General features: G+C 74.2%; 8 protein-coding genes. 5 read left to right on the top strand and 3 right to left on the bottom strand.

Going from position 1 to position 9,948, the window contains the following annotated elements:
* Positions 1-130 precede the first annotated feature (130 nt).
* Both FV227_RS26480 and FV227_RS26475 read right to left on the bottom strand, forming a co-directional pair.
* Complete coding sequence (locus tag FV227_RS26480; protein ID WP_147728287.1) at positions 131-853, bottom strand: TerC family protein; 723 nt, start codon at positions 851-853, stop codon at positions 131-133.
* A gap of 28 nt (positions 854-881) precedes the next feature.
* Positions 882-1,826 (bottom strand): lipid kinase, encoded by a 945-nt coding sequence (locus FV227_RS26475; RefSeq protein WP_147728288.1) that lies wholly within the window; start codon positions 1,824-1,826, stop codon positions 882-884.
* Between the two features lie 589 nt (positions 1,827-2,415).
* Between FV227_RS26475 and FV227_RS26470 the strand changes: the two genes are divergently transcribed.
* From FV227_RS26470 to FV227_RS26455, 4 genes are all read left to right on the top strand, one after another.
* Positions 2,416-3,318, top strand: coding sequence for a hypothetical protein (locus tag FV227_RS26470; protein ID WP_246686626.1), 903 nt, complete (start codon positions 2,416-2,418; stop codon positions 3,316-3,318).
* A 10-nt stretch (positions 3,319-3,328) separates the two neighbouring features.
* A complete protein-coding gene (locus FV227_RS26465) occupies positions 3,329-4,666 on the top strand; it encodes a nuclease (RefSeq protein WP_147860283.1) in 1,338 nt (445 codons plus the stop codon).
* 259 nt (positions 4,667-4,925) lie between these two features.
* The gene (locus FV227_RS26460) at positions 4,926-5,909 is read left to right on the top strand and encodes an SPFH domain-containing protein (RefSeq protein WP_147728645.1); all 984 of its coding nucleotides are present in this window, start codon (positions 4,926-4,928) and stop codon (positions 5,907-5,909) included.
* 23 nt (positions 5,910-5,932) lie between these two features.
* Entirely contained in the window at positions 5,933-6,367 is a 435-nt protein-coding gene (locus FV227_RS26455) for an NfeD family protein (RefSeq protein ID WP_147728646.1), read from the top strand.
* A gap of 172 nt (positions 6,368-6,539) precedes the next feature.
* Here the strand turns inward: FV227_RS26455 and FV227_RS26450 are convergent, their stop codons facing one another.
* Positions 6,540-9,416, bottom strand: a complete 2,877-nt coding sequence (locus tag FV227_RS26450) for a phosphoenolpyruvate carboxylase (protein ID WP_147860282.1) — start codon at positions 9,414-9,416, stop codon at positions 6,540-6,542.
* Between the two features lie 198 nt (positions 9,417-9,614).
* On the opposite strand from FV227_RS26450, the gene FV227_RS26445 reads away from it, so the two are divergent.
* Positions 9,615-9,887 carry a hypothetical protein gene (locus tag FV227_RS26445; protein ID WP_147728644.1) on the top strand — a complete coding sequence of 91 codons (273 nt, stop codon included), beginning with the start codon at positions 9,615-9,617 and terminating at the stop codon, positions 9,885-9,887.
* Positions 9,888-9,948 lie beyond the last annotated feature (61 nt).

The following is a 9,948-nucleotide window of genomic DNA, read 5'->3' as shown; positions in this document are numbered from 1 at the left end:
AGGGTGGGCCTCGCGTGAGCGAGGGTCGGGAGAGGGGAGCGACCTCTCCGGATAGCGCGCTCCCCTCTCCCGACCCGCTTCGCGGGCCACCCTCCCCCGCAGAGGGGGGAGGGAGAAACCGCTCCGCCGCTCAGGTTCGTCGCCGCCGCCGCACCAGCATGTTCAGCCCCTCGACGCCGGCCGAGAACGCCATCGCGGTGTAGATGTAGCCCTTCGGCACGTGCGCCCCGAAGCCTTCGGCGATCAGCGTCATGCCGATCATGATCAGGAAGCCGAGCGCCAGCATCACCACGGTCGGGTTCCGGGCGATGAAGGCCGAGAGCGGCTCGGCGGCCACCAGCATCACGATCACCGCCACGATCACGGCGATCATCATCACCGGCACGTGCTCGGTCATGCCCACCGCGGTGATAATCGAGTCGATCGAGAAGACGAGGTCGAGCAGCAGGATCTGGCCGATCGCCGCGGCGAAGCCGAGCGACGCGGCGCCCGTCGCCTTCTCCGGCGGCGGGTCGACGCTGTGATGGATCTCGCTGGTGGCCTTCCACAGCAGGAACAGGCCGCCGGCGAGCAGGATCAGGTCGCGCCAGGAGAAGGCGTGGCCGGCGACCTGGAAGACCGGGCTCGTCAGCTGCACGATGAAGGCGACCGTGCCGAGCAGCCCGAGCCGCAGCACCAGGGCGAGCCCGATGCCGATGCGGCGCGCCTGCGCCTGGTGCTCGGGCGGCAGCTTGTTCGTCAGGATCGAGATGAAGATCAGGTTGTCGATCCCGAGCACCACCTCCATCACCACGAGGGTCGCGAGCGCGGCCCACACCGTCGGGTCGGCGGCGAGCTGAACGAGATGGTCCATCGGGCCCCTCCCTCGAAGCGCGCGCGCCTCAGCGCGGCGAGAGCCGGTTCGCGGTGCCCGGCCGGCGGGCGGCATCCGGCGCGTAGATCCTCAGGATCTTCGGGAAGACCTTGAAATGCGCCGGGGTGTGGGTGGTGAGCTCGCCGTCGGTGTTGACGGCCCGCGGCTTGCGCGTGCTCAGCACCACCTCGGTGGTCTGGAAGGCGCGCACGTCCTCGGCCCTGCCATGGGTGCCGCGGCGGAGCGCCGGCAGCAGCGCGAGCAGCCGCCACCAGTGCTTCACCTCGAGCGAGTAGAAGTCGAGCTTGCCATCGTCGACGGTGGCGGTCTCCTCCACCGTCATGCCGCCGCCGTAGTGGCGCCCGTTGCCGACCGAGGCCTGGATCGTGGTGACGCGCTCGCGCTTTCCGTCGTGCTCGATCGTCACCGTGAAGGGCCGCACCCGGCGCAGCACCCGGAAGGCGGCGATGGCGTAGCCGACCGTGCCCCATTTCTTCTTCGATTCGGCGGTGAGCCCGCCGGCCAGATCCGCCGAGAAGCCGATGCTCGCCACGTTGAAGAAGTAGTGCCCGTTGACCCAGCCGAGATCGACCGGCTGCGCCGCCGCCGTGGTGATCAGCTCCGCGGCCGCCACCGGGTCGAGCGGCAGGCCGAGGGAGCGGGCGAGGTCGTTGGCGGTGCCGAGCGGCAGGATGCCCAACGGCAGCCCGGTCTCGACCAGGGCGGGCGCCGCCGCGTTCATGGTGCCGTCGCCGCCGCCGAGGATCACGAGGTCGACGTCCTGCGCGTGCCGCCGGATCACCGCGCAACCATCGCGCTCGGGCTCCGGCTCGACCAGGTCGAGCCCGCCCGCGCGCAGCGCGTCGCGCACGGCGTCGATCGCGGCGCCGCCGTTGCGGGCCTTCGGGTTGCACAGCAGCAGCGCCCTGCGGCGGCCCGCTGCGCCGTCATGGGGAGGAACGCCCGCGCTCATCGGAAAACCTCCGGCATCCCGGATCGAGTTTGCGAATCGGACAAGCGGCAGCCCTTCGGCGCGTTCGCCGCCCCCGCGGGGGCGCGGGGGCGACGGCGTGGCAGAGATCCGACATCGCGGTCGACGCCTCGACCGCCAGAGGGGCCCGGACCCGGAATACGGCCTAGGTGGCGTACCCGCCGATCGATCTCAACCCCGGCGCCCGCGCAATCGCGCGCTTCCCATGGGCCGGGGCGGCGGTTTCCGCGGCTTGGACGGTCTTCCGCTCGCATCGATCAGGACCGAAGCCTTCGGCCCGGCCCGTCCGGGTGCCTCGAGCGACGGGGCCCGCCGGGCGGACTGCGCGCCCGTCGGGGAGGGCGCGCGCGCGTGCTTCGCGCGTGCTTGGCGCGGTCTTGCGCTCCCGATCGGCCGGCGCAATCGCGGGCGTCCGCCGGCACCGGACGCGATTCGCGCGACCCGTCGATGCCGAAGGCGGTCGATCCGCGACGGCGTGCCGGTCCGACGGAACCAGCCGCCCACCCGCTTGCGTTAACCTCGGCCGTTCTAAAACGCCCCGTTCGACGTTCGGCCACCATCCGGTGATCCCATGTGCTCTGATCTCCCGCGCTTCGGCGCCCGGCGTTCCACGCTCGCGTTCGGCCTGATCCTCGCCGCCGGCGCAGCGCAGGCGCAGACGCCTCCGGCCTGGGTCGATCCGCCGGCGAAGGTCGCGCCCGGCACGCCGGCGCCCAAGGCCGAGCCGCAGCCGCAAGCGCAACAGCCCCCAGCACGGGAGTCGACGCGGCCGGCCTCCGAGACCGCGGCCGGCACCGGTCGGAATGCGAAGCCGGATCGCGAGACGGCGCAGCCCGCCGGGAACGCGGCGAGCCCGGCGCCCGCCTTCGCGGAGACCGAGCGCGACGGGGCCGCCATGGGGGGGCCGAGCCGGCGGGCCGAGCGGCCGCGCCTGCGCCGTCGCTCGGCGCGGCGGCTCTCCGACACGCCGGCCGCCGACGCGCTGACCGTCGCGCCGCGGATTCCCTCCGGCGCGCGCGAGGCGGCGGCCGACCCGCGCTTCGCCGACTGGGCCGGGCAGGCCCAGGGCCTGGCCGAGGATTACCTCGCCTCCTTCTCCGGATCGAACGGCGCCATGGTCTCGGGCGCGTCGCGCTTCTACGGCGAGCGCCTGCGCTTCCACGGGCGGATGACGACGTTCGCGGCCCTGCTCGCCGAGAAGCGCCGCTTCGCGCAGCGCTGGCCCGAGCGGCGCTACGAGCCGCACGACACCCGCACCGCCTGCAATGCGGCGCTGCAGAGCTGCGTCGTGCGCACCCTCGTCGACTTCCGGGCCGGCAACCCGGCCCGCGGCGCGCGCTCGCAAGGGGTCGCCGAGCTGGTGCTCGAGGTGAGCTTCGCCGGCGGCCGGCCGGTGATCGTCTCCGAATCGAGCCGGGTGCTGCGCCGCGGCGCCACGGTCGGCGCGCTTCCCGGAGCCGGCGCCAACGGCTAGACGACACGCCATGACAGCCTCGGCCACGAAACCACCGGCCACCGGAACATCGGCCACGACGCCCCCGGATGCGGAAGCCGAGGCCGCGACGGCGCGCCCGGCGCTCGCCGGCCCCGGGCGCGCGGCCCTGCGCGGCGCGGTCGAGGCCGAGATCGCGCGCCGCAACCCGAAGCCGGTGGCCCTGCGCACGCTGCAGCTCCTCGCCGAGGCGGCGGTCGAGCCGTCCGAAGCGCCGCCGGGCCATCGCGTCGTCGATCGTCACGGCCGCCCGCGCCGTCATGCTGGGTCGGACGCGCCGCTGACGCTCGCCGAGCTCGTCGACGAGATCCAGGCCCGGCACCCGGCGCTGTTCCGGCCGCCGGCGACCGTGCCGGCCGAGCCCGAGCCCGAGGCGGCCAAGGACGCCAAGGACGCCTCGCTGCTGGCCGGCGCCGCCGAGATGCGCGCCGCCACCGCCCGCCTCGTCGAGACCGGCTCCGAGCGCGCCTGGGCGCTGGCCGAGCGCTCGACCGAGCAGGGCCGGGCGCTCGCTGAATCCGCCGCCGACCGCGTCTCCGGCGTCCGGGCGGGGATGGCCGCCTGGCTCGCCGCGCGGCACGCGGCGGCGGCGAACAGAGCCGCCGAGACGACGGCCGGCGCGGCCCCCCAGCCGGCCTCGCGCGATCCGGCATCCCCCGATCAGGCATCCCGCGATCCCGCTTGGCGCGAGCAGGCGTCGCGGGTCGGGGCTTCGGCCCGGGACGGGGTCGGCCGCGTCGCCGCGCGCCTGCGCGACTGGCAGGGCGAGAGCGAATCCGTGCGCCAGCACCGGCGCTGGCTGGCCGGCGGCACCGCGGCGGCCCTGCTTGCGGTGCTGGCGGCCGGCCTCGTCGTCGGCAACCGTGCGCCCGAGAACGAGAGCCCGGCCCAGCGTGCGACGCGGGCCGGCGCCGAGAAACCCGCGCCGGCCGCGCCCGCGCCCGATCCGGTGACGCCGCCGCCCGAGACCGCCGACACGGTCGGCCTGCCCGAGCCGCCGGCGCCGCCCGCCGCCAACGCGATCAGCGGCAAGGCCGAGGTCATCGACACCGCGACCGTGCGCGTCGCCGGCAAGCTGATGCACCTGTTCGGCGTCGAGTGGGTGCGCGGCGGGCAGGCGGACGAGCTCACCAAGTACCTCGCCGGCCGGCCGATCACCTGCACGCCGGTGCCCGGCAGCGAGAACGTCTCCTGCACCGTCGAGGGCCGCGACCTTTCCGAGGTGGTCCTGTTCAACGGCGGCGGCCGCGCCTCGCCCGAGGCCTCCCCCGAGCTCGTCGCCGCCGAGGACCACGCCCGCACCGAGCGCATCGGGGTGTGGAAGCGCTAGAGCAGCGTCGCGCGAGGTGGACGCCGGCTCGCGTGAAGGCAACGCCATCCCACGAGGCGAGGAAGCGTGTTTCCGCGATCCGGTGATCGCGCAAAACACGCTCCAAGCCGCACGGGACGGACGCGTCGCCCGGACCCGCGCCAGCCGGGCGATGTGGGGAGGCGCCGCCCCTGCGAGGACGAGCGGCGCCCGTTCGCGCCGTCGCCCCCGGCTGCGCTAGGATACCGGCGCGCCGCGTCGGCGCCTTGCGGGGATGGCGATGAGTCTCTCGATCGGCCTGAGCACCTTCGCGGTCGTGGCGGCGATCCTCGTGGTCGTGACGCTGGCGGCCGGCATCAACATCGTGCCGCAGGGCTACGTCTTCACCGTCGAGCGCTTCGGCCGCTACGCCCGCACCCTCGAATCCGGGCTCGGGCTGATCACCCCGTTCGTCGAGCGCATCGGGCGCCGCGTCAACGTGATGGAGCAGGTGATCGAGGTGCCGAGCCAGGAGGCCTTCACCCGCGACAATGCCGGCGTCACCATCGACGCGGTGGTGTTCTACCAGGTGCTCGACGCCGCCCGCGCTTCCTACGAGATCTCCAACCTCGACGTGGCGACGCGCACCCTGACGATGACCAACATCCGCACCGTGGTCGGCTCGATGGACCTCGACCAGCTGCTCTCGCACCGGGACGAGATCAACGAGCGGCTGCTCAGGGTGATGGACGCCGCCGCCTCGCCCTGGGGGGTGAAGATGACCCGCATCGAGATCAAGGACATCGTGCCGCCGGCGGACCTGGCCGGCGCCATGGCCCGGCAGATGAAGGCCGAGCGCGAGAAGCGCGCCTCGGTGCTGGAGGCGGAAGGCCACCGCCAGGCCGACATCCTGCGCGCCGAGGGGCGCAAGCAGTCGGCGATCCTGGAGGCGGAAGGCCGCAAGGAGGCCGCCTTCCGCGACGCCGAGGCCCGCGAGCGCTCGGCCGAGGCCGAGGCGAAGGCCACGGGCATGATCAGCGCCGCGATCACCGCGGGCGACATCGCCGCGGCGAACTTCCTGGTGGCCGAGAAGTACGTCGAGGCGGTGCGCGCCATCGCCACCGCCCCGAACCAGCGCGTGGTGGTGGTGCCGATCGAGGCGGCGGCGCTCGCCGGGACGCTGGGCGGCATCGCCGAGATCACGAAGTCGGTGTTCGGGGAGGGCGCGGCGCCCGCGCGCCCACGCTCCGGTGCGCCGCCCAGCGTCGGGGTGCCGCGGACGTGAGCTTCTCCAGCGCCTGGTCTCGAATCTTGGCGAACGCCTTCGCGGATCTGGGTCCGGCTTGGGCCTGGATCCTCGCCGGCCTGGCGCTGGCCGGGCTCGAGCTGGTGGCGCCCGGCATCTTCCTGATCTGGCTCGGGCTCGCGGGGCTCGCCACCGGCCTCGTCGCGGCGCTCGTGCCCCTGCCGTGGCAGGCGCAGCTGCTGCTGTTTTCCGGGCTCGCCGTCGCCGCGGTGCTCATCGCCCGCCGCCTCGGCCGCGACCACGTCCCGACCCTCAACCGCGCCGACCGCGGCCTCGTCGGTCGCGAAGGCCTGCTCGCCGAGCCGATCCAGGACGGCGCCGGCCGCATCCGCTTCGACGACACCCTCTGGCGCGTCACCGGCCCGGACCTCCCCGCCGGCGCGCGGGTGCGGGTGACCGGCATCGACGGGACGGTGCTGGTGGTGACGGGAGCGTGAGGCGGCTGCGGCTCGGGCTGGCCGCATCGTTCGCCGCTCCGCCCCGTCATCCCGGGGCCGCGCAGCGGAGCCCGGGATCCAGTGCCGCAGGTCGATCTCCAGTCCGCACCCTCGGCGTCTCCGGATTCCGGGCTCGCCTGCGGCGCCCCGGAATGACGGGGGTGGCGCCCCCTCACCCGAACGCGCCGACCTCGTGCTGGATCATCCCCGAGATCTCGCGCACCTGGGTGAACATCTTGGCGATCGGCTGGAACAGGCCGGAATGCTCGGCCTCGTAGGTGCCGACGTCGCGCGGGCCGGCCGGCTCGCCGAAGTTGAGGCCGAGCGTCGGGTCGGGGGTGACGGGGAAGATCTCGTCGAGGAGCTTCAGGCAGCCGTCGATGTCGAGGCGCAGGAAGCGCTCCAGCAGCTGCTCGCGGCTGACGCCGGCCTGGGGCCGGAAGCCGGGGATGTGGACGGCGGTGAACCAGATCCGGTGGATCAGCGCGAGGCGGATCGCGTGGAGCAGGGTGAGGCGCACCGACATCTTCCTCAGGTCGGGGGCGGCGGCCTGCAGGCTCAGCGCGTCGGTGGTCAGCCGCCCGAACAGGCGGCGCAGGTTCGGCGCGAGGTCGAGGCGGTCGAGGACGCCGGCGATGACGATCAGCTCCTCGCGCCGGCCGTCCTTCTGGGTGCGGCGGGCGCGCTCGAGCCACACCGCGGGGTCCAGCGTGTCGATGTAGGCGCGCAGCACGTCGAGGTCGCCGACCGAGGCCGCGTGCTGGACCAGGCGGAAGGCGCGGGAGAACCGCACCGAGTCGCGGCGCATGTCGCGGAACAGGTCGGGCGCGCGCCCCGCCGCGCGGCCGAGCCCGTGCAGGGAGTTGGCGAGGTAGCCGAGCTGCTGCAGGATCGCGTTGTTGGGGATCGCCCGCATCTGGCGCGGATGGGTGATCAGCGCCGGCCCGCCCGAATCCGACTGCCGCGCCACCGGGCGCGAGCCGGTGCGGTCGATCAGCCCCGGGCCGAAGGTGCCGAGCAGGGCGGCGTAGCCGGGATCGTCGACCAGCGCCTCCATGTCCTGGCGCACGACGGTGAAGAACTCGAGGGCGAAGTCGGTCTTGGCGTAGACGGGATCGTCGGCGGCGTCCGCGCCCTCGGCCGCGTCGGAGAGGGCGTAGTCGGGGAAGGCGTCGTCCTCGGCCACGTCGAGGGCGTAGACGTGCTCGGCCACCCGCGCGATCGAGGCCTCGGCGATCGCCTGCGAGCCGAACAGCAGGTAGCCGTCGGTGCCCTGGAAGCTCGATTCGAGGCGGACCTTGATCCCGGCCTTCTGGTTGCGCGCGCGCGCATCCTCGGGGGCGAGGTAGGCGAGGCGGTCGCGCAGGGAGGTCGGGTGGGCGCCGCGGCCGATCGATTCGCCGTGGGTGTCGAAGATCGCCAGCTCGACGTCGGCGAGCCCGTTCGAGACCAGCATCTCGGTGATGCGCAGGCGCAGCCGCTCGATCCAGAAGGTGGCGGCGAGCTGGCCGACGTAGCGCCCGGAATCGGAATAGCCGAACTGCACGGTGAGGCGGCCGATGCGCTTGAGGTAGCGCCGCCAGTGCGGGTTGCGCAGCGCATCGTCGAGCACCCGGATGCCCTGCTCCAGGGCGCTCGCGGTCTCGAACAGCGGCGTGATCTCGAGCTTGTCGGCGATGCCGTAATGGCGCGCGAGCCAGAGCGCGGCCAGCAGCGTGTAGCCGGTCTCGGTCTCGGCGATGAGGAAGCGCACCGGGTGCGTGCCGTCGACGTGCTTGAGGATCTGCGCGATCGTCATCATCAGCCGGGCGGCGGAGGCGCGCTCGGCGGCGAGCGCACCGAAATCCACCGCCACCGGCTGCACGTCGTTGAGCAGCGTGTGGATCGCCGAGAGGTGCGAGCGGCGCTGGGCGGCGTCGGCCGGCTCGCCTTCGAGGTCGATGACCCGGCGGACCGCGTTGTGGATCTGGCTGGCGTTGAGCCGGAAATGCGGCAGCGCGTTCGAGAGCCCGTGCGTGGCGATGCCCGAGCGCAGGACCGCGATCCTGCGCCGGTCGGCGTCCGTCTCGGCCGCGGTGACGGCGCCGGCGAGCCCGGCCAGCAGCGCGCCGGAATCGGTCTGCGCCCGCTCGCGCTCGATGATCAGCGCCAGCGCGAAGCGGTGCACCGCCTCGAGCGAGGGCTTGTCGCCGAGCCGCGGCGCCACCGCGAGCTGGCGGTTGACGGCGGCCAGCGCCTGCTCAGCGAGCGTCCGCACCACCTTCGCGGCGGGGATGGCGGGGAGGTGGCGCATCACCCGGTCGAGCTGCATGCGCTTGGATTCGAGGCGGTAGCGCAGGGTGTCCCACCAGCCGATGTCGGTGCGCCCGTCGGTGTCGCAGCCGACCCAGCTGGCGATGGCGAAGGGCTTCGGCACCAGCTCGGTCCAGCGGTCGGGCCAGCGCCTCTGCGCGGCGTCGAGCAGCGCGCCGTTGAACGCGTCCACCGCCTCGCGGCCGTGGTTGGCGGCCACGCAGGCCTGCTCGAACTCGCCGTCGAGGGTGATCGGCGCGTCCGGCCGGGTCGAGAGCCGGGCGGCCTTCTCGATCAGGGGCGCGCGCGCATCCGGGTCGTCGAGGCTCGCGGCCTCGGCGAGCAGGGCCGCCACCGCCTTCGGCATGCCGAAGGTCGGGTGCGCGGTGAACACCACGGCGAAGGCGGTGCGCGCGATCCGGTCGCGGAAGCTCTCGAAGGCGCTGGGCCGGTCGGGCACCGCCGCCACGAGGCGCGCCGGCATCGCCGCGTCGGCATCGGGATGGTCCTCGATGCCGACGTAGGCGCGCAGCCGCGCCGCGCGGTCGGCCAGCGCCTGCGCCCGCAGGCGCACGAACAGCGCGTCGAGGTCGGCCTCGCCGATCTCGTCCCGGTCGAACCGGCGGGTGATCGCCAGCGTCACCGCCAGCACGGGGTTGCGGAACGGATCCTCGCTCGCCTGCTCGCGCGAGGCCTCGATCAGCCCGACGAGATGGCCTTCGAGCTCCTCCGGGTCGCGATGGGCGTGCGTTCGCATCGGTCAGGCTCCGGCAGGACGGGGGCAGGCGGCTTTTGGCGGGGACGCCCGGCGCGTGCAAGGCGCCGGCGGCCCGTGGCCGGAGAGGCAAGGACCGTTCCGCTCCGGCCAAGGTCTCGCCGCGGATCCCGGCCGCGTGCGGTCGCAGGCGTGCCCCGGGGTGCATGCGGCCTCCGCTTGCGCTAACGCTGCGGGGCAATGGAAACGCTCCTGATCCTGGCGGCCGTCGCGGCCTGCGCGGTGGCCGGCACGGTGGTGCTCCGGCTGCTCGCGCGCGGCCGGCGCGAACCGCTGCGCCTCGACAGCGAGCACGACGCCGCCGACGAGGCGCTGCTGCTGGCCGAGATCGGCCCGACCGCGAGCCCGATCGACCGCTCCGGCGCGGTGCTCGACCTCGAGCCGATCCGGGCGGAGAGCCGGGAGGCGCCGCGCCTGGCCCGGCCCGATCGCACGGAGGGCGACCCGCGATGAGGACCTTTCTGCTCGCGCTGCTGGCCGCCGGGCTCGCCGCGGCGCCGGCCCAGGCGCAAGT

It is taken from the genome of Methylobacterium sp. WL119 (assembly GCF_008039875.1).
In the GTDB taxonomy this organism is placed as follows: domain Bacteria; phylum Pseudomonadota; class Alphaproteobacteria; order Rhizobiales; family Beijerinckiaceae; genus Methylobacterium.
The sequence above is the reverse complement of the archived record's forward strand: the minus strand, read 5'-3'. Positions and strand labels throughout refer to the sequence as shown.

Bases quoted from the DNA above. Each gene is read 5' to 3' on its own strand.
- FV227_RS26460 (WP_147728645.1), top strand. From the start codon at position 4,926: ATGAGTCTCTCGATCGGCCTGAGCACCTTCGCGGTCGTGGCGGCGATC.
- FV227_RS26470 (WP_246686626.1), top strand. From the start codon at position 2,416: ATGTGCTCTGATCTCCCGCGCTTCGGCGCCCGGCGTTCCACGCTCGCG.
- FV227_RS26445 (WP_147728644.1), top strand. From the start codon at position 9,615: ATGGAAACGCTCCTGATCCTGGCGGCCGTCGCGGCCTGCGCGGTGGCC.
- FV227_RS26450 (WP_147860282.1), bottom strand. From the start codon at position 9,416: ATGCGAACGCACGCCCATCGCGACCCGGAGGAGCTCGAAGGCCATCTC.
- FV227_RS26480 (WP_147728287.1), bottom strand. From the start codon at position 853: ATGGACCATCTCGTTCAGCTCGCCGCCGACCCGACGGTGTGGGCCGCG.
- FV227_RS26465 (WP_147860283.1), top strand. From the start codon at position 3,329: ATGACAGCCTCGGCCACGAAACCACCGGCCACCGGAACATCGGCCACG.
- FV227_RS26475 (WP_147728288.1), bottom strand. From the start codon at position 1,826: ATGAGCGCGGGCGTTCCTCCCCATGACGGCGCAGCGGGCCGCCGCAGG.